Annotated in this window: 14 protein-coding genes and 2 pseudogenes; 6 read left to right on the top strand and 10 right to left on the bottom strand. The window is 59.6% G+C overall.

Translation table 11 applies throughout. The annotated features are described in order from the left end of the window. Positions 1-95 precede the first annotated feature (95 nt). Positions 96-1,037, bottom strand: coding sequence for a M78 family metallopeptidase domain-containing protein (locus ACFQEY_RS03850; RefSeq protein ID WP_379764950.1), 942 nt, complete (start codon positions 1,035-1,037; stop codon positions 96-98). Between the two features lie 191 nt (positions 1,038-1,228). Between ACFQEY_RS03850 and ACFQEY_RS03855 the strand changes: the two genes are divergently transcribed. Continuing rightward, positions 1,229-4,747, top strand: coding sequence for a hypothetical protein (locus tag ACFQEY_RS03855; RefSeq protein ID WP_379764952.1), 3,519 nt, complete (start codon positions 1,229-1,231; stop codon positions 4,745-4,747). 23 nt (positions 4,748-4,770) lie between these two features. On the opposite strand, the gene ACFQEY_RS03860 is transcribed toward ACFQEY_RS03855, so the two are convergent. Continuing rightward, positions 4,771-5,976, bottom strand: a complete 1,206-nt coding sequence (locus tag ACFQEY_RS03860) for a phage NrS-1 polymerase family protein (RefSeq protein ID WP_459864432.1) — start codon at positions 5,974-5,976, stop codon at positions 4,771-4,773. A 660-nt stretch (positions 5,977-6,636) separates the two neighbouring features. Between ACFQEY_RS03860 and ACFQEY_RS03865 the strand changes: the two are divergent. Next, positions 6,637-7,584, top strand: a pseudogene (locus tag ACFQEY_RS03865) (RNA-guided endonuclease InsQ/TnpB family protein); the annotation flags it as partial. A gap of 42 nt (positions 7,585-7,626) precedes the next feature. Here ACFQEY_RS03865 and ACFQEY_RS03870 read toward each other — a convergent pair. Further along, the gene (locus ACFQEY_RS03870) at positions 7,627-8,385 is read right to left on the bottom strand and encodes a creatininase family protein (RefSeq protein ID WP_379764956.1); all 759 of its coding nucleotides are present in this window, start codon (positions 8,383-8,385) and stop codon (positions 7,627-7,629) included. A 336-nt stretch (positions 8,386-8,721) separates the two neighbouring features. On the opposite strand from ACFQEY_RS03870, the gene ACFQEY_RS03875 reads away from it, so the two are divergent. Beyond that, the gene (locus ACFQEY_RS03875; protein WP_379764958.1) at positions 8,722-9,390 is read left to right on the top strand and encodes a hypothetical protein; all 669 of its coding nucleotides are present in this window, start codon (positions 8,722-8,724) and stop codon (positions 9,388-9,390) included. Positions 9,391-9,693: 303 nt separating this feature from the next. On the opposite strand, the gene ACFQEY_RS03880 is transcribed toward ACFQEY_RS03875, so the two are convergent. The 4 genes and pseudogenes from ACFQEY_RS03880 to ACFQEY_RS03895 form a co-directional block, all read right to left on the bottom strand. After that, positions 9,694-10,137, bottom strand: a complete 444-nt coding sequence (locus ACFQEY_RS03880) for a type II toxin-antitoxin system VapC family toxin (protein WP_379764960.1) — start codon at positions 10,135-10,137, stop codon at positions 9,694-9,696. Beyond that, positions 10,137-10,394: an AbrB/MazE/SpoVT family DNA-binding domain-containing protein gene (locus ACFQEY_RS03885; protein WP_379764962.1), complete on the bottom strand. Its 258-nt coding sequence runs from the start codon at positions 10,392-10,394 to the stop codon at positions 10,137-10,139. The genes ACFQEY_RS03880 and ACFQEY_RS03885 overlap by 1 nt, the downstream gene beginning before the upstream one ends. Positions 10,395-10,476: 82 nt before the next feature. Next, a pseudogene (locus tag ACFQEY_RS03890) lies at positions 10,477-10,599 on the bottom strand (IS5/IS1182 family transposase); the annotation flags it as partial. A gap of 260 nt (positions 10,600-10,859) precedes the next feature. Next, positions 10,860-11,321: a hypothetical protein gene (locus ACFQEY_RS03895; protein ID WP_379764964.1), complete on the bottom strand. Its 462-nt coding sequence runs from the start codon at positions 11,319-11,321 to the stop codon at positions 10,860-10,862. Positions 11,322-11,519: 198 nt separating this feature from the next. On the opposite strand from ACFQEY_RS03895, the gene tnpA reads away from it, so the two are divergent. Both tnpA and ACFQEY_RS03905 read left to right on the top strand, forming a co-directional pair. Beyond that, positions 11,520-11,909, top strand: a complete 390-nt coding sequence (gene tnpA, locus ACFQEY_RS03900) for an IS200/IS605 family transposase (protein ID WP_379764966.1) — start codon at positions 11,520-11,522, stop codon at positions 11,907-11,909. After that, positions 11,906-13,144 carry an RNA-guided endonuclease InsQ/TnpB family protein gene (locus ACFQEY_RS03905; protein ID WP_379764968.1) on the top strand — a complete coding sequence of 413 codons (1,239 nt, stop codon included), beginning with the start codon at positions 11,906-11,908 and terminating at the stop codon, positions 13,142-13,144. Before tnpA ends, ACFQEY_RS03905 begins: the two co-directional genes overlap by 4 nt. 182 nt (positions 13,145-13,326) lie before the next feature. Here ACFQEY_RS03905 and ACFQEY_RS03910 read toward each other — a convergent pair whose 3' ends face one another. The 3 genes from ACFQEY_RS03910 to ACFQEY_RS03920 form a co-directional block, all read right to left on the bottom strand. After that, the gene (locus ACFQEY_RS03910) at positions 13,327-14,121 is read right to left on the bottom strand and encodes a DUF7847 domain-containing protein (RefSeq protein ID WP_379764970.1); all 795 of its coding nucleotides are present in this window, start codon (positions 14,119-14,121) and stop codon (positions 13,327-13,329) included. A 168-nt stretch (positions 14,122-14,289) separates the two neighbouring features. Further along, positions 14,290-15,375, bottom strand: a complete 1,086-nt coding sequence (locus ACFQEY_RS03915; RefSeq protein ID WP_379764971.1) for a HalOD1 output domain-containing protein — start codon at positions 15,373-15,375, stop codon at positions 14,290-14,292. 5 nt (positions 15,376-15,380) lie between these two features. After that, complete coding sequence (locus ACFQEY_RS03920) at positions 15,381-16,880, bottom strand: MATE family efflux transporter (RefSeq protein ID WP_379764973.1); 1,500 nt, start codon at positions 16,878-16,880, stop codon at positions 15,381-15,383. Positions 16,881-17,360: 480 nt separating this feature from the next. Here ACFQEY_RS03920 and ACFQEY_RS03925 point away from each other — a divergent pair, with 480 nt between their 5' ends. Beyond that, positions 17,361-17,978 (top strand): TetR/AcrR family transcriptional regulator, encoded by a 618-nt coding sequence (locus tag ACFQEY_RS03925; RefSeq protein WP_379764975.1) that lies wholly within the window; start codon positions 17,361-17,363, stop codon positions 17,976-17,978. Positions 17,979-18,648 lie beyond the last annotated feature (670 nt).

Raw genomic sequence — 18,648 nt, forward strand, 5'->3', positions numbered from 1 at the left:
GCTACATCGTCGGTGTGCCGACATTGACATCCTCCCGCGCCTGAAGTTGCGGGTATTCTCCTCGCTCTTTATAAAAAGCCGATCCCAAACACCGCCTACCCATGATCAATCGGATCGTTCTGTTCAGTGATCCCGTTGATCACTATCGTGCTTGTCTCTCGAATGCGTTCACACCGCTCGAGGAGTTTGTCTGCGTCGTCACCGCTCCACGCAGCAAGATACAGTGCTGACCCATCCATCTCTAAGCCGAAATGCCGTCCGACGACGTACGCGACCGCCTCCGCTTCGAGTTCGCGCGCCTCTCGATCGGGGGTATCCACTGAATCATGCAACAGGGCGTGGGCGTACTCATGCAGCAGCGTCCCCACCACGGCTGCAGGCGCTGCTTCCAACACCTGAATATGGGGCGTGTCGTCGACGTGGCGACACATACCGTCTGCGTCGCCGTGGGGCCACGCGTCATTTGACACAACGTCAACGGTCACACCGAGCTCATCAGCCGCTGCAAGTAACGCACTCAACAGCCCATCCGCCTCGCCCGTCGCTGCCGTCTCCAGTTCGGGGAGGGGCTCCCCGTCGGTCTGCGAGACGTCGAACACTGGAACGGGCTTGAACCCAACGACGCCCTCACTCCACTCGTCGGGCGGCGTCTCGTCGTACTCGCAGTCGCTGTCTGCATGGTAGGAGGGACTGTTGCCACACCCGGGACATTGCTGTGAGATGAGCGGCGCCCAGATCCAGATTGCGGATTCGCCTTCCTTGACGTGTCGATCGAAGTCCTCCTGCCACGTCCGATACCCCGCCACCTTCGTCGCCGACGGACACTGCAGGGTGATGAGCAACGTGTTGCGATGTGAGTAGTCACGAAATCGGCTCTGGACAGCGAGCCACTGCTGGAACTCGTCGCTCGCACGCGCCTCGTCGACGGCGTCCGCGAGATCGGTGAGCCACTGATCGATCGCTTGATGCATCTGGTCGGCGCGGGCATCAGTGTCGTCGAAGGCGACATGCCCGCTCGCAGGCTGGGATTTGGCCATATGCGCTCCCACCCTTCGGGAGCGCCACAAACGGCTGGAGCGAACCCAGTCGTCTTCGCCCCGGCCGCATCACCATCGCGTGAAAGCGCAGACCGGAGCCACGCACCCCTCGATGCACCCACACGCGATATTTGGTTCAATACGCATGTAGCCGGAAGTTTCTTATTCTACCAATGAAATGTCCTGGATAAATGGGTGGCACTGCTGACCCCACCACGGCTGAGTCCCCGGATCACACCCACCTCCGCATCCGCCCGACTGACACGCCGCTCACGGCTGGCACCGTTGAGCAGGGGTTTCGACGTCTCCATGGGCTCGCGACGAGTCCGAGTTGGCGCGAGCGGGTGTTCGACAATGCGACACAGGCAACGATTGAGTGGCGCCTTCACAGTCCACCGGACGAGGAGGCTGAACTCGCGCTGTACGTTGGGATTACAGACGGGTCGACCGACACCCTCCGGGAGGCGTTGCGCACGGCCTGTCCGACCGCGTACGAACTCACGCCGGCGATCCCGCCGGCGCTGCCTGCGTTGGACGCCGACGACCCCGCCACGGAGTCGGCAACAGCTATCGAATGGGTGGGCGACGCAGACCGGCGTGACGACTGGCAAACGCGGTTGACGCCACTCGAATCGTTCACCGACAGCGAGGACGGCCGCTTGCCGCTGGCGGCCGTCGCCGAGACGCTTGCGGACACAGGTGCAGGGGCCACCTATCAGGCCGTGTGTCAGTCGGTTCCCGATTATCGCGGTGAGGTGCAGGACCGGCAGTACCAGCTTGAGGAAGGCCGGGATACGGTAGGCATGCGGGTTGTGGATGATTTGCTGGGTGATGTCATTGCAGATGCCGACCCGGAGTCTCGACCGCCGGATGATCCTGCGAACAAGCGACAGGAATCGATCGCTGCGACGGATCCCCGACACGCCTTCGTCGTGAACGCCCGATGTCTCGTCTGGGACGACGAGGCGGCCACAGTCGCTGACCGGCTTGCTGGAACGCTCACCGATCTGTCAGGGAATTTTTACCAGATCGACGCGACCCTCGCCGATGACCCGCAGCAGATCGCGGCAGACATTCGAGCGCAGACCGTGCATCAGCCCCAGTATGAGACGCTCCGAACCTGGCTGTCTTGGACGCGTAATCGCAGCCGTGGGATCGTCGCCGACGCGGCTACCGTGCCGGCGTTCGGGATCGTCGACGGATCCGCACTCACCGCCAGTGGGCAACGCGGGCTCGCGCCGACCACCAGCGAGCGGACCGCGCTGCCGCCGCCGCCCGCGAGCCAGCTTGATCGCTATCGTGACGCCGGACTCACCCTTGGCCAGCCGCTCGATCAAGACGGCACCCCCGCCGATGAGCCGGTCGCCGTGCAGCCGTCGCTGCAGCCCTTCCACGTCGCATGGTTCGGCAAGACGGGATCGGGGAAATCCACCAGCCTCACCACAGGGCTGGTTGCGAACCACGCGGCCACCGACGGTGCCGACATCCTGATCACGCCGAAAGGCGACGACATGGCGACAGCGTATCTGCGGGCGCACTATGCCGAATATGACACTCTCGAGAACGTCTACTACTTCGACTGTGCGGAGACCCTGCCGGCGCTGTCGGTTTTCGATATCCGCGACCAACTCGCTGCGGGGATCGATCGGACGACCGCCGTCGAGGATCTCACCGACCATTACATCGAGATTCTCGAAGGGATCATGGGGCCCGAGCGGTTCCACCAAGCGGTCCGCTCGCCCGACATCATCCGCCTCCTCGTGAAAGCACTGTTTGACCCGGTCCACGGCAGTGATGCGTTCGCGCATCGCGAACTCCAGCAGGCGGCGGCCCGGTTTCACGAGACGGGTGAGCCCCCGCCGGTGGTGGATGACGAGCTCCAGTCGATGCTGTACAACGTCGCCGCTAACAGCCAGCAGTCGTTCGACGAGCTGCTCCAGGGCGTTCACAATCGCATCGAGAAGATCCCGCTCGACGGCCGGCTCGGCCAGCTGTTCGACCACGTGCCCACCGACGACGATCCGCACTTCGATCTCCGGGAAGTGATCGACGAAGACGCGGTCGTCATCATCGACACTGGCGGGCTTCGCGACGCCAGTCAGCAGGCACTTGCGCGGACGGTCCTCTCGAAGCTGTGGACGGCGCTGCAACGCCGTGCCCAAACCACAGCCTCGGACGACCGCCCACTCGTCAACCTGTATCTCGAAGAGGCGGCCCAGCTCGTCACCTCGGGGATCGTTGCTGAGCTGCTCGCCCAAGGTCGATCGTTCGGCTGTAGCGTCACCCTGGCCACGCAGTTCCCCGGCCAGCTTCGCGTCCGCGATGAGGCCGCGTACGTCGAACTGCTCAACAACGTCGCCACTATCGTGACTGGCAACGTCCCGGTGGATGATGCGCTCACGAAGCGGCTCGCGACAGCCGACGAGACTCCGGCGGCGATCGGGAATCGACTGCGCGCGCTCAGTCGGGGCGAGTGGCTGGTGCGGCTGCCGGCGCCGTTTGACACGGCGCCGCCCCGGCCGTTTCTGGTAAAAAGCGCCCCTCTCCCCCCTGGACACCCGGAGCGTGACGCGTTCCGGCCGGCACGCGAAACGGCGGTTGCCGCGCAGATCGACGCCTGCCGCGACCGGACGCGAATCGCGTCTGGCATCGACGTGACCGCCACCCGGTCGACGACAGGGCAGGACCCCGCCGAGCCGGAGACGGACCCAGCCGCGCCAGATATGGCTGACGAGGAACCGATCCGCATCGATTCGGCGCTCCCGTACACGGAGCGGCTTCCGGATCCGGTGGTGTACGACGACAGCCGGCACGCGCTCGTGTGTGTGGGGTGTGACACCCGATATGATCCGAACCCGGCGGGGCTCCGCGCCGCCAGCGGCTGTTGTCACGACCCCGAGGCCGTGGATCGCGACGACTGTCCGATCTGTGATCTGCCGCTCAAGCTCTCCTATGCGGAACGCCAGGAGAGCCCGATCAGCGACGCCGGCTTGCGCTTCCTCCAGGCCGTCTACTCGGCCCACCAACAGCAGTACGACCCCGAATTCGAATACGATATCACCCGCGACAGCATGCGCCGGCTGCGCGAGTACGTCGGGATCGATGCCGAGGAGGTTGAAGAGCTCCGGGAGGCTGGGTTGGTCACCCGCGACTGCCGGTATCCACACATCCTCTATACGGTGACGCCCGAGGGCCGGGACGCAATCGGAGTTCGGCACCGCGAAGGTGTGGCCCACGGTGCTGGGGCCGGCGATCTGAGCGAATCCAGTCTCCACGTCGCGATGGTGGAAGTGGGTGCCCAACTGCTCGCACAGGAGTTCGTGGCTGCGGCTGAAAGTCCGGCCACCGCGGTCGAACGCTACTACGCGGTCGATGACGGCCGGCTTGACGTGGCCGCCGTTGATGCGCAGGAGGATGTCGTCGCCGCACTCGAAGCCGAGCGGATCAACAACGATGCACGCCGGGCGATCCCCGACGATTACGACAAGCTGGCGGCCACGGATCCCGACGCGGTCATCTGGATCGTGAAAAACCGCGATGCCGCCCACGACCTGTTGGACGCGCTCAACGCGCCGCCGAACGGAGAGCCACGGGTCACGAAGACGTACAGCGAGCGCAGCCCACCCTCACAGTTCAGGATCGACCAGCCGGGGCTCACCGACGTGTACACGTTCCAGTCGGCACGGGACACGTATCTCGACGATGCGTGAGCCCTCTGTGGACGTCCACGACGTCAGGAAAACGGCCACCACCCGGTGTCCGCCGACTCACCCTCCGCTTCCAGTGCCTCCCGACGCTCGCGCTCGGCGGCCAGCTCCTCGCGGAGCTGCTCGTTCTCTGCGAGCACCGCTTCAAGCCGGCTAGTGAGCTCGGTGATCCGGTCGAGCCGCGCCTCGGCGCGTGTCGTGGTGTCCACGGTGTCGGCCTCCGTGGCGGCCGTCTCGGTGGTAGCTGTGTGCGCGCTATCTGCGGCGGAGGCGGGCAGGGTTCGCGGATCGTCGGTGGTCGCTGGACTGTCCTCGGCGGCAGCCGGCGTGTACGTCTCCGTCGTCCGGGCGACTGCGCGATCGACGGTTGTGGCACCGTATGTGCTTCCATCCGCGTAGTGGACCTCGTCCCACTTGTCGCGCATGAGTCCCGACTGTCGAAAGAGACGATCAACCCGCGTTGTGTCGCCGCCCGTCCAAAACGCGAGCAGCGAACACAGCGCCATGTCCGCCTCCGACTGGCTCGGGTAGCCGCTGGTGTCGCCTTGCCACAGCCGACTGAACTTGTCGCCGTTGGCGGCCTGTGTGGCCCGGTCGATGAGCTCGCTGTCTGCGAGATCGCCCGGTCCGGCGGCGTTCGCAGATCCTGTCTCTGCAGCTGTTGACGGAGCAGCCGTGGCTGACTCCGACGTGTCGACTGCGACCCGCTCGGCATGGAGGGTCGCGAGCGCTTCTGTGCGGGCTTCGATGCTCGTGGGCGTGTCGGCGACGTGGTCGCCGGTGACGGTGAAAAACCGCGCCCGGTCGTACAGTTCGATGTCGCCGGCGCGGTTGCGTCCCTCGGGCAGGTCACCGGTGATGAGTATGTGATACCCGGTCTCCGAGGGGCTCACTTCGGTGTAGGAGTCCAACTGTCCGATGACGTCGGCGGCCCACGCGGTCGGCGTCTCCGTCTCAGGGTCGCGGCAGTCGTCCAGATCCACGCCGACCAGCGGATCGTCGGCCGTGAACACGACACCGAGCCCGTCGACTGGCGTGGCTGCCACGGCTTTCCGAGCGGTTTGGAAGGATCCCCACGTGTCCGGGTCTGTCGTCGAGGCGAACTGGGTCGTGCCCGGGATCAGTGGGACCTTCGTTGGCTTCGCATCACGTTGGTGAGTGCGCCAACACACCCACTGGTCGCGCTCAACCAGCGTTGGTGGGAGGGTGTCAGCGGTCGGTGGGGTCACCATCGGCCCTGTTGGGTTCTCGATCGGCAGCCCGAAATAAATACGTATCGCTGGAGACCCCCACCGGAGTCAGTGGGGCGGTTGGCAGGGTGAGTTACAGGGAGGGTGCGCCCGGCGACCGACGCCACGCCCGTTGTGTCGGCGGGTGATCCGCCATGGATCAGGTGGGGCTCCCCCCGCAAGAAACGGGGTGGAAACGACTGTAACTGAACTGGCGACGTCCCACGTGCCTGTCGTCGATACTGGCGTTCGATTATGGATGGCTCTGCTGTCCGCTCCGGGCGGGCAATCGTCTGCAAGCGGCGTTGCGCATGGCCGCCACGCAGCCGCTGGCTGCTGAGTGAATCAGTGACATTTTGCTGTTCTCACTGTTAGCTGGGATGTCTGAGATGCTGGTACATCCCCGATTATGTGGGGTGTACCGCCCGAATCGGCATGGCTCGTCAGTATTCGTCTGGCATGTTGCGGTGGGCGTGGGTTGCCGCCGTGATCGGGTACCGCCCTCATCGCACGGCGTTGCTCGGTCTCTTGGTGGTCAGCGGCCGATCCAGCTGTGTATTGTGATTGCGATTGCCGTTGTGTGGTGTACAGTGCGGGGGTTTCAGCCGTTCGCACAGAATGTGTTGCGGAGGGAAAAGCGATTGTAACCGCATGTTGATAGCCGTCGGTCACCTCACGTGGAAGCCACCACGGGAGTTCCGCAGTTTCACCTACAGTCAATCTGGCTTCAAGCTCGACAAGAAGGGCGGTCAGACTGTGCTGTCACTCTCGAAACTCGCGGACATACCGATTCGGCTTCACCGTGCCATCCCTGACGATGCCAAACTCAAGCAGGTCACGGTCAAGAAGAAACCGGCGGGCGAGTGGTTCGCTACCTTCGGCGTCCAAATGGATCGCGAACCTCCCGAGCCACCCGAGAATCCAGACAAGTGCGTCGGTATCGACGTAGGGATTCTCAAACACGCCCACGACACCGACGGAACGGCGGTCGGGTCGCTCGACCTCTCCGACGAACGTGACCGTTTGGAGCGAGAGCAACAGACGCTCTCGCGGAAGCAACACGGATCGAACAACTACGAGACGCAACGGCGGCGCGTTGCGGAGTGTCACGCTGACCTCCGACGAAAGCGCCGGGACTTCTTGCACAAGCTTTCGGCGTACTACGCACGGGAGTACGACCTCATGGCGGTCGAAGACCTGAATGTGAAGGGGATGCTGGAATCGCCGTCGAACAGCCGCAACACGGCGTCGGCGGCGTGGCGGACGTTCCTCTCGTTGCTCGAATACAAGTGCGAACGAGAGGGGACGCACTTCGTGGCGGTCAACCCGAGAGGGACGACCAACGAGTCTGCGACCTGTGGCGTCTCGACGGAGAAGCCGTTGTGGGTCCGTGAACACTCCTGTCCCGCGTGCGGGATTGAGGCGGACAGGGACGCGAACGCGGCGTGGAACTTTCTTTCTCGCGGTCTCGAAGACGTAGGAGTGGGACACTCCGAAGGAACAACTGTGGAGACTGCGCTCCCTACGGACACCTCCGTGTCTGCAAAGCGTGTCGTGGAAGCAGGAAGCCCTTCCCGCAAGGAGCGAACGGCGTCAGCCGTGAGCGAGTAGGGGAGGGTAGTTCACTCGTTCAACCTCGGTGGCGATGTATGTCTAGACTGAACAACGTTCATTCTCAATGTGATCAACGTAGGTATTAACCACCTTCTGAATGATTGTTTCGCCGGCTTCGGCGGTTGCTTCAGCAGGATCGCCAAGCACACCGTTTTGGGTGATCGTTTTGAACCCCTCGCTCAGAAGGCGAGCGGTAGAGATCTTCCCTTCAGGGCCGGACTCAATATTCTCCAGCCTGACGAGATCCGCATTCACCGCCAACACCACCGCCGTCTCGGCTGCGCCGGCGTGAATCACATCTTGATCGTAGTCGATCCCCGCCTCGCTGAGGCCATCATTCAGCAACTGCATATGCTCGTCAAGATCAGCGAGGGGAATCACGGTGGCATCGATTTTTCGGGCCACATCAGGTGCGACTGTCTTGACTGGGCCGAAATTCCCTCCGTGCGTCGGGACTAAAACGATATGTTCGAAGCCGTGTTCATCGAGCGACCGGCAGTACGCCCGGATCACATCCATCAGTGTCTCGGGTGGGACGGTGATTGTGCCCGGGAACTCCATATGATGCCCTGAACAGCCGGGCCGAATCGTCGGGGCAGCAAGGGCATCCCCCAGTTTCTCTGCGATCCGCCGCGAGAGTTCGTCACCGTCCAGTGTATCCATGTTCAACGGGAGATGAGGGCCGTGCTGTTCGATCGAACCGACGGAGACGATTGCCGTCCGTGTTCCGTTTTCGAGCGCCGATTCGACTTCTGGCCATACCATCTCCTCAAGGAGTGTTGATCTGCGAGAAGGCATGCAGTTAGTGGTGCTCCCACATAGCTTAAAAGTCCTGGCACGCAGAAAGAGAGAAACTCGGAGCGCTCCGGGCGTAGTCGCGATCTACGTGCTCTGTATTGACCCACTTCGTCGTAGTGTTGAGTTGTGTGGCAACGCAATTGCGCCTGCACAGCGACTCGAGTTCGCCGCGTGATCCAACTGGCGGCTGATCGATAGGTGATCGAAGGGTGACGCTCGTCGCGTCTCACCCCGTCGGCTCGGGTTGAATCTGCGTCGCCTCGGGTGTGCGACATCGATATCGTGGCGTGGGTGCCGCTTCAGATCGGGTCCGGTGCTCATGCGGGTTTTGCGGTGGTGGCCATCTCCCTCGGGGGCGCTCCGGTTGGGCCAGACAGGACCCACCGCGGACGGTGGTCGAGACGGACCGGCTTCTTCGTCGTCTGGCTCGTCGGTCTCGGGCTGTTCGTCGGCGATGCCGCCGGCGCAGTCGTCTTTGGGTCCGGAATCGCTGTCCTCGCGCTGTACCTCGGTGCACTCGCCGTGAACATCGCTGGGTTCGCGCTCACCTACGCACCGATCGAGTACCGGCGGTACGGGGACCGGCTGGTCGCGTACGACACGTGGCTCGACGCGCCGCAGTGGGCGGCCTCCGTCGATCACCTTCGTGACCCAAGCATGGTCCACACCCGGCTCCCGGACCGTGCGTTCGGCACGCGGACTATCGAGCTGACCACCGGGTTTGGTAACGACGAGACAGAGCGGTTCGTCGGCCCGGTCGCCGACCGTGAGGCGCTCGTCTCGGCGTTCGACGTACCGATTCGGTCCACCGATCTGCCGCCGATGAACCGACGAATCGCCGCGATCGTGATCGGTATCGGGCTCGTCGTCGGTGTCGGTGCAGTCGCGTGGCTCGCCGGGCCGTGGGGGTCTACGGGCGATCTCGTGCAGAGCCTCGTTCTGCTGCCGTTCCTGGTCTGGCCGACATGGTTGTTGTGGCGGCGGGCGTACACCGAACCGGAGTGAGCGGTCCTGTTGGAACTCTCAGGAAGGAACATTTTTTCCACAGTTGTGGCCACTACAGATGACCGAAGTACCAGTCATCGTTGTACTGAACGATTGACATCCTCCCCGCGCTGAAGCACGAGGCTTTCGCCTCGAATTTTCCGTAATGCCTCAAACACCCACTGATTTGTATCGAGAATTTTCACAAATCTGATCCATATACGTGCGTGGCCGTCTCTCACGGGTCTCTTCGACGGCCTGTTCAAAATCGCTGGATCAACTCGGTTTCAAGCCTAAAGACGACGGTATGCGTTTGCACCTCAATCACTCCGGTGTGAACGGGTTCGTCGCAGTCGTGAGTCGAGTCACGCCATCGAACGTGTCGAAGTCATTGTCAAACGAATAGATGTATTCGATGTCTTCACTTTGCATATATGCGGCGAGGATCGAATCAACCCACTCCGGTCCCGACGACGCCTCGTACATTCGGAACAGCTGTTCGCCGTGTAGGTGAGTGCCCTTCGAGACGTGGACGAACTCGAACCCTCGACTTGCTTGGAGACGATCAAGCGTTTCGGACGCGGCTGCCTTGCTGATGCGTTTCTGGAGCGGATGGAGAATTTCGGGGACGATGTAGTTCACCAGTCTCGCACGCGGCAAATCGCCGTTGTCGATGCCGCTGAATATTGCTGTCGCTGTGTTGTGCCGCTTCGCATTCGAATTTTGTGCTGCGAGGACAATATTCGCATCGAGACAGACCGCTGGCATCACTCGCTCCACGTACTTTCGGCAGCAGTTTCACTATCCCATGCCGGTCCGTCAAACGGTTCGGCGTCTTCGAATGCACCGTACCGTTCGTGGACAATCTTCAGCGAGAGTTCCCCGTCCGAGATGACCCATCGAACTGTATCTCCCGGCTCAAGCGCGTCATCGAGTGCATTACGAATCTCTGCTGGGATCGTCGTGCCATAGCTGTCGTTGACGGTCGATTCCGCCTCAACACGGGTATCCGAATCACTCGACATATCTGGACGTTGCGTTCCCAGTACAATAAATTGGGAGGCTAATTGGGCACTGAGCTGTGAATCCGGAGACAGTGAAACGAAACGAAACGACGGCGTACTCGGCAAATCCGCCACTCCCTTCGAGGGTGGCGACTTCGCCTCGCCCACCAACAGCATTTTTAGCTAACGTCACGGCCTTGCGAGTGAAGCGGGAGATTTTCGACATAGGCATCGACAGTCTCCCGCTTCAACTCCTTTGAACTGACGGCCTATCTCGCCGCAGTGTGGCGATTCACCAGAGCCGAACCTCTGAAAGCGTGTTAACCAACAGAACGACCGTCTCAGAGATAGTTGTTGGTTAAGACTGCTGTGAACAGGGTCCCATATCTCGGATTTGGTGAACAATATACTACCCCACAGATTATTAAAGACGTAGCAATCGGGACCACTATCGACCCAGTCTAATCATTCTACTGTTGAGAAAAGCTAAAAGTATTCTTCAACGATGAGCGCTGTAGCGACCCCGAGGAGCCCTCCAACGAATAGTCGCATTCCATGAGGAAGGCCATTCTGCAGATGTCCAAGCAAGGACCGTTCTACTCCACTACCAGACACAAAGAGGTTAGTGACGGCTACTCCAAGAATTGCGTTCCCGATAATAAAGACGATTCCTCCGATGAGGAATCCAATGATGACGCTTCCCGGAGTGTGCTCCCGTGTCGTCAGATAATACGCGATCACTCCACAAGCGAGGGGAATCCCAACGGAGAATACAAATCCTCCAACAGTCATAATTGGTTGCGACCATGCCTCTATGTAGGCGGTGCTTGCCGATGAGGACATCAGTTCCTGCGGAACAATAAACAGCAATATCGTCGTAAGTAGAAGAAACAACGCACCGAAGACTCCGATACCGGCACCAATTTTGACCGGGTTCTGTTGATACATAGATAGAAGTTGAATCTACTGCGTGTTGAACTAAAGGGCTAGATATCTGCTTTGATAAAGTTACGAGCGCATACCCCCGTCTTTAGGCGGGGGTCAAGCGGACAATAGCCTACACCCCCACCGACGACGCTACGGCTGGATTTCCTACCGTTCTATCGGTAGTATTAAGGATCAGATAGATTATAGTGTACAGTACGGATGAAGACCACACGGCACGCGACCTACAACCTCAACTACCACATAGTGTGGTTGCCGAAGTACCGCAACTCGGTACTCGTCAACGAGGTCGCCAGCTGTGTCCGATCCATCCTCCACGAAATAGCCGACGCCAAAGGCGTCGAAATTCTCGATCTCACCGTTCAGCCCGACCACGTTCATCTATTCGTCAGTAGTCCACCCAAGAACGAACCGGCACTACTCGCCAACTGGTTCAAGGGTATCTCCTCGCGCAAGTACAACCACCGCTACGCCGACGCCGACGGCGAGAAAATCAGGTGGGCGCGAGGGTACTACGCTGGGACTGCCGGACACGTTTCGAGCGAGACTGTCGAGAACTACATTCAACAGCACAAGGAGGGCGACTCGTGACCGGACTCACGAAGACGCTCGAACTCAAACTTGTGGACCCGAACGCCCACAAGCGTCGGAAACTCCGTGAGACGCGAGAGGCGTACCAGCACGCCCTCCAAGACGCCTTCGACGCCCGCTGTACCACGCAGACCGAAGCGAACGATGTGGTGCTCACCTACGATCTGAGCGGGTACGCGAAGAACGCGCTGAAAAAGTACGTCCCGCAACTCACGACGACGTACAACGCGGGCGACCTTCACGACGACCACCCTATTCGGTTCACCAACGAGGGGCTACGGCTCGACCACAAGCCCGAGAACGGTATCGAGTGGTACGTCAAAATCCCGCACCATGAGGACTACCACCTCTGGATGCCAGCCCAACCGAATCCCGAACAGCGGGACTGGCTGGAAGCGTTGAACGCTGGTGACGCGGAAATGGGTGAGAGTCGGCTATTTGAGCGAGACGGGACGTGGTCCCTCCACGTCACCGCCACCCGCGACGTAGAGGAACGCTCCGAGGTGTCCGCCGAAGAACGGACGCCCATCGGAGTAGACATCGGGGAAGCGTCACTCGTTACGGTGTGTCACCGCGACAACCACGGTTCTCCGACAGCTCCTGAATTATGGGCAGAGGAGGGGAAGACCGTTCGTCAGCTCCGCAAGACCTACTTCACCGCCACACGGCGGCTCCAGACGCGAGGGAGTGAGCGTATCGCGGAGTCCTTCGGGGACGATCTGTGGAGACAGATAGACGACGTGTTCCATCGGGTCACCCGCGAAGTCGTAGAGTACGCTGAGTCCGTCGAGAACCCCGTGCTGGTTCTGGAAGACTTGACGGACATCCGAGAGTCGATGGACTACGGCGAGTACATGAATCGGCGTCTCCACGGATGGGGGTTCGCCAAACTCCACGGACAGATACGTTACAAGGCCGTCGAGATGGGTATTCCCGTCGAGACGGTGAATCCGCGCAACACCTCGAAGGAGTGCCATGCGTGCGGTGAGGTGGGGAATCGTCCGAAGCAGGCGACGTTCACGTGTACGAACGAGGCTTGCTGGATGGGCGAGTACCAAGCGGACGTGAACGGCGCAATAAACATCGCAGATCGCTACCTCAGCGGAGAGAGTCGTTCCAGAGAATACGAGAACGACGATGACTCGGCTGAGGATGGGGGGCGTTTGACCGCCCCACAAGACAGCCACGCCGATGCTGAGACCCAGCAGGCGACGCGTGGAACGTATGCGTCTTGAAACCAGAGAGTCGAGCAGACGCTCGGCCTGAAATTCCGTGGTGGGATTCCCGCGTCTTCAGGCGCGGGAGGAGGTCAAACTGCGTGAACGCTAGTACTGGTCACTAAATCTACTGTACTGATCGCACCGGGAGGGTCTATATCACTTTTTGAGGATTTCAACAGAGCCGGATTCTCAGGTGTCTACGCCTCGATGGAGCGATAGAACGAAACCGAGTAGGTCGCGTAAAACCCACCGAGCACCGCGATGGCGAGGATATAGACAACCGCGGCGACCGCGACAAGTACAGTCGAGACTTCAGGGAACGAGAACGGGAAGTCGGCCGGTTGCGGGGCGAAGGCGAACGAGGCGAGCCCGCTGATGCCCCCGAGAACGATGCCACCGACCAGCATGATCAGCGAGTACCCGAACGTGCTCAGAAGGTGCTGTCGCACGACCCCGATGGACTGCTTGAAGCCGGCGATTAATTTGGACCCACTCAACACGACCGCGTGAGCGTAGAACTGGATGAAGAACGCGAACAGCAAATACGCGAACAGGGCCAGCAGGCCGACCGCAGCGAGGACGGCAAGCACCGCGAGATTTGGCTGGCCGTTCCCCACGGCGAAGCCGACGCTGCCGATGATGACCGCGACGAATGCGACGCCGCCGAGGACGAGGTTGATCGCGAAGATCGCAAGATACCCCAACAGCAATGTCACGTAGTTCCGCTTCCCCTCGGCGATGAACGTGCTCAAATTGGTCCGTCCGGTAAGCGCTTCGTCCGCCATCCCAAGGAGACCGCCCTGAATGAACGGCATTGCCAGAAGTAGAACACCACTCGCGCCGAGCGAAACGACGGCCGCGAGAACCGGCTGAGACGGCTGGAGGAGGAGCTGAGGGAGCTGTACGAGACCGTAGAGTCCGACGAGTACGATGAGGACCGGGTTCCGGAGTAACGCACCGACTGCTGGTTGGAGGGACTTGAGGGCTGCCATAGACGGAGATGGACGGCACCTCTCCTAAAGGTTGGCATGGTGTCCGCTATCGGGACTGTCGGGAGTGGTTCAAGCACGTCCGGCTCTGTTGAAATCCTCAGCAAGAGATACATTTTGATCCGATTACAGTCAATACAGCGAAGCGAAGATCGGTCACTAGAGGGCTAGCTATTGGTTGGCTAATTCGACGACCTGTACCCATCCGTCGATGTGGACGGTGATTTGATACCCACGATATTCGAAGTCGAGACTTCCGCCGGTCACCCCACGCGTGTCGGGTCCTGTCGCGCCAAACAGCGCGTCCTCAACGGCCTCAATATCCACAACCTCGTACAGCGATGGCTGCTTGATACTCGCCATCTCTACACCTTCGGCGGCGGCGACTGCCTCTACGATGACCGTTGTGAGATCTGGGCCGGCCGCTGGGTCGTACGCTCGCTGTTCAATTACATGACGTGTTGTCGATGTATCGGCAGTAGCTTCGGAAAATCCTCGCAGATGCGTCACATCTGCACTCTTTGACAAGGCATCGAGAGCTTGGTTAGCATCATCTCGTCGCCGTTCTGCGTGCATACGGAATTGTGCCTCGTCGAACGTGGGCGGGATAACCATCGCCTCGTTCGGATCCGCATCGAGAATATGGTTTATTTGTCGTTCGATGCTGAGCCCGTGCCCGAACTGTACAACGTGCCGACGATTCCGTTCGTCGGTGCCTGCGAGAATCGAGCCAAGGGCGGCAGCACCTTCACCGAGACTGCCTGCCGTTTCATCGAGAAACGTCGTTGGACCATCATCTGTCGATCTGTCCGAGGTGTAGGTGTAAGCAAATGTTTCTGTAATTGTTCTGAGAACCGTCGTTAGTAGCTTGAAACAATCGCCCACCCGGGAGTCGGGTACTGAATGGAGTGACGAGAATGCCGCCGTATACAAGTAATCCCCGGCTAGCAGCGCTGTTGTCGGTTCCTGCGTGAGTGTCTGCGTGTGGTTGTCGGTGAGCGTAACGAGCATCCGACTTCGGAGACGAACGGATCCCCGGAGTAGTTCGATTGCTGCAGCAGCAGGAAGGACAGTTTCAGAGTTCTGGTTATCCGACAGTGAATCGTACACACTTATCATCAGCTGTCCGTACCACCTGTCGCGAGGTTCCTGCAGTACATCACGGACAAGCGGGAGACCGAATTTGTCCACGTCACCGAGAACCTGATCTATGTGACGCTCGATCTCTGTGGAGTTGATACAATCTGTGTCAGTCATTAGGTTCAGTCATCACCTGTTGTTGTCTCAATATTCGTTTTGTCGGGGTTGACGTTCGATTCTGTGAGATCGCTTTTGCGCCACGTCCCGCGTCGGTACCACGCGTACGCAATGAGCGCTCCAATGACGTTTGAGATGGCGAACGACAGCCAGATCCCACGCTCGCCGAGCTGTCCGGAGGCGACCCACGCAATTGGGAATCGAATAATCCCGAGCATCAGAACGGAGATAGCCGCCGCGGTGAGCGTCTTGCCGGCTCCGCGGAAGCTGCCCGTGTAGGCCCGCATAATCCCGATGAACCCGAATGTCAACGCAACGTATCGAAGGAACTGTGCGGCGATATCGACGACCTCAGGGTCGGTCGTGAACACGTCGGCGATAGGTGCGGCGACAAAGAAGATAATGACTCCAGCAGCTGTGAGGACGCCACAGAGCACTTTCGCCGCCAGCCCTGCCGCTTGCTCGGCGCGGTCTGGCTTGTCTGCACCCATATTTTGGCCTGTCATCGTCTCTACCCCTCGGGCGACTGCGATGGCCGGGAGGAAAATGACCGAGAACACCCGCGTACCGATACCGTAAGCGGCGACGACAGCGTCCGGGAAGAACGCGACAATGAACAACAGCAGGTTCATCGACAGCGCCCGACCCATCCCCTCAATCGAAGCAGGCAAGCCGATCCGAACGAGTCGTCGCAGATAGGAAAGATCCGGAATCATATCACGGATGTGGATTTGGACGCCGCGTGTCCCGCGGAACATGATTGCGAGGCCGACGACCAGCGCGAGCGCGCGGGAGAAGACAGTTGCGAGCGCCGCACCAGTAATACCAGAGCCGGTGTAGCCGGTTGCGGCGAACAGCGTAGATTCGAGCCCATCGAGACTGAGCACCCCAAAAACGGGATTGTTTTCGAACCCGAATATCAAGAACGGGTCAAGAACGATATTCAGGACGACCGACCCAAACATCACCAGCATCGGGGTGATGGTGTCGCCGTATCCCCGCATCAGCGCGATGAACACTGCGAAACCGAACATGAACAGCAGCCCAAGCGAGATGACTTCCATGTAGCTTGTCGCCAGCGGAAGCACGTCCTCGGACGCGCCCATCACCGCGAGGAAGTTTTCGATGGCCAAGTATCCGATGACGCCGAGGATCACTGACACGATAACTGCGAACGTAACGGTTTGGGACGCTGCGTATTCGGCTTCACGCTCTTCGTCGGCACCGGTAAACTGGGCGACAAGGACGCTCCCTGCGACTGAAATGCCCATCCCTAGTGAGATGAGCAGGAATACCATCGGGAACGCAAAGCTGATCGCCGCTAGCGCATCCGTGCTATACTGGCCCAGCCAGAACGTGTCCGCCAGATTGTACGCGGTCTGGAAGAGGTTCGTGACCACGATCGGCATCGACAGAAAGAACAGTGGCTTCGCAATACCGCCCGACGTGAGGTCGAAATCTTCGGGGCCTTTGAAGAGCGAACTGATACGGCTGAACAGGCCCATTACTGTGCGACCTCCTGTTGATCGTCGATGAGCGGATGTCGCTCAGTACATCTGGTCATCGTGTTAGAGAGTCGATCAGAGGATTGGTTGATAGCGATGTGTCGCGTGTGTGCGCCGGTAATCGTCGTTGTGGGAATATCTGCGTCGTGGATTGGCTCAATGCTGCCGTCGAACTCCCCAGTGTCCACACCGATCACGAATCTCTCTCGGAGTTGGTCTAATAGGAATTCGTCAAACTTGGTGAGGCGTTCCTGCGGGGTAAGATTGGACGCTGTCTCCCCACTCTCGGTAGTTGGGGGGTCCGACATATAATCGATACCGCACTTACTAACCAGTTAGTTAAAAAACTTCGGATAGCTGAATTGAAGCCTCCTCATGAGCAAATATAGATAGAGAAAGCCATAGGATGATGATTTCTTGCTATCGAATCCTGATGGATGAGTCAAAAATGTTATTTGCTGTTGGGAAAACATAGAAGTAATGGCCGACCCACCGGAACGGTCCGTTTCGGACCCTGATGAAGAGATCATGCGTGCGACCTATCGTGCGCTGCAAGAACACGGGTATGCTGATCTCACCATTAAACGTATCGCTGAGGAGTACGGAAAATCGACCGCCGCCGTTCATTACCATTACGACACAAAAGACGATCTACTTGCTACATTTTTGGACTATATTCTCGACAGATTTGTCGATACGATACACGAGGTTGAGACGACTGATCCCGAACAACGACTGGAGTTACTACTCGACAAATTACTCACCGAACCGGAGGATCATCACGACCTGTTGATCGCAGTGTTGGAGATGCGAAGTCAAGCGCCGTACAAGGAGGCATTCGCTGACCGGTTCCAACAAAACGACGAATATGTCCGGTATATGCTCAGAACCGTAATTGATCACGGCATCTCCGAAGGCATATTTACTGATGTCGACTCTACACACGTCGCCCGGGCGCTCATGACTATCGTCGACGGAGGCCGCACTCGGGCTGTTGTACTGGACGACGCAGATACGCTCGCAACAGCCAGACGAACCGCAAACGAATACGTAAACGCAGTCCTCAGGCCAGATACCGACGGGGACAGAGAGAAGTAGTGCAGATTGCCACTGGTTACGCTATGTTGAATCCACAGACAGCGCAGAGATTGGGGCTAAATACACGGCCATCAGACTCTAGTGGTGACGGATTCTCACACGTGGACTTCGAACGATGAGGTGGTTTTGGCGAGCGAAAGCCGGTTCCGACCAATCATCTTTCGCTGACTCCGGCTCAAACGCGGGATGCTCGTCCGACGATCCGGCCGCATTCATCGGATTCAACACTGCCTATCAGACTTAAGCACGGTTTTGCCGGCATATTTATAATGATCGAAAATGTAGTTTAAATCGAGTGGTATGTATGACCACACCAATCAACGCGGAGGCAGAGTCGTACTCCCGCTCGACTCACGACAGCAACACGGGTGAGAGTGTAGTCTGGCCACTCCTCGAGTGTCTGGGTGGGGGAATCTCAGCCGGGGTCGTCTTTCTGCTCTTACTTCCGATGTTGGCTGATGTCATGAGCTCGTTCGGAGCGCTGGCCCCGACAGGGCTGCTCATCACGTTGCTGTTCCTGTGGCTGTTCTTGTGGATGCTCACCGCAGTGGCTCGAGAACGGGTGGGGGGCTAACCGATCATGCCGAACGGGTCACAAATAACAAGCCAGAAGCCCACGACATCAGTTCCGGCGGTTGTGACGGTGTTGTCGGATTCATCCTCGCCGTAA

It is taken from the genome of Halorubrum trueperi, from assembly GCF_042662525.1.
In the GTDB taxonomy this organism is placed as follows: domain Archaea; phylum Halobacteriota; class Halobacteria; order Halobacteriales; family Haloferacaceae; genus Halorubrum; species Halorubrum trueperi.

Bases quoted from the DNA above. Each gene is read 5' to 3' on its own strand.
- ACFQEY_RS03915 (WP_379764971.1), bottom strand. From the start codon at position 15,375: ATGACTGACACAGATTGTATCAACTCCACAGAGATCGAGCGTCACATA.
- ACFQEY_RS03895 (WP_379764964.1), bottom strand. From the start codon at position 11,321: ATGTATCAACAGAACCCGGTCAAAATTGGTGCCGGTATCGGAGTCTTC.
- ACFQEY_RS03850 (WP_379764950.1), bottom strand. From the start codon at position 1,037: ATGGCCAAATCCCAGCCTGCGAGCGGGCATGTCGCCTTCGACGACACT.
- ACFQEY_RS03870 (WP_379764956.1), bottom strand. From the start codon at position 8,385: ATGCCTTCTCGCAGATCAACACTCCTTGAGGAGATGGTATGGCCAGAA.
- ACFQEY_RS03885 (WP_379764962.1), bottom strand. From the start codon at position 10,394: ATGTCGAGTGATTCGGATACCCGTGTTGAGGCGGAATCGACCGTCAAC.
- ACFQEY_RS03860 (WP_459864432.1), bottom strand. From the start codon at position 5,976: ATGGTGACCCCACCGACCGCTGACACCCTCCCACCAACGCTGGTTGAG.
- ACFQEY_RS03880 (WP_379764960.1), bottom strand. From the start codon at position 10,137: ATGCCAGCGGTCTGTCTCGATGCGAATATTGTCCTCGCAGCACAAAAT.
- ACFQEY_RS03855 (WP_379764952.1), top strand. From the start codon at position 1,229: ATGGGTGGCACTGCTGACCCCACCACGGCTGAGTCCCCGGATCACACC.
- ACFQEY_RS03925 (WP_379764975.1), top strand. From the start codon at position 17,361: ATGGCCGACCCACCGGAACGGTCCGTTTCGGACCCTGATGAAGAGATC.
- tnpA (WP_379764966.1), top strand. From the start codon at position 11,520: ATGAAGACCACACGGCACGCGACCTACAACCTCAACTACCACATAGTG.
- ACFQEY_RS03920 (WP_379764973.1), bottom strand. From the start codon at position 16,880: ATGGGCCTGTTCAGCCGTATCAGTTCGCTCTTCAAAGGCCCCGAAGAT.
- ACFQEY_RS03910 (WP_379764970.1), bottom strand. From the start codon at position 14,121: ATGGCAGCCCTCAAGTCCCTCCAACCAGCAGTCGGTGCGTTACTCCGG.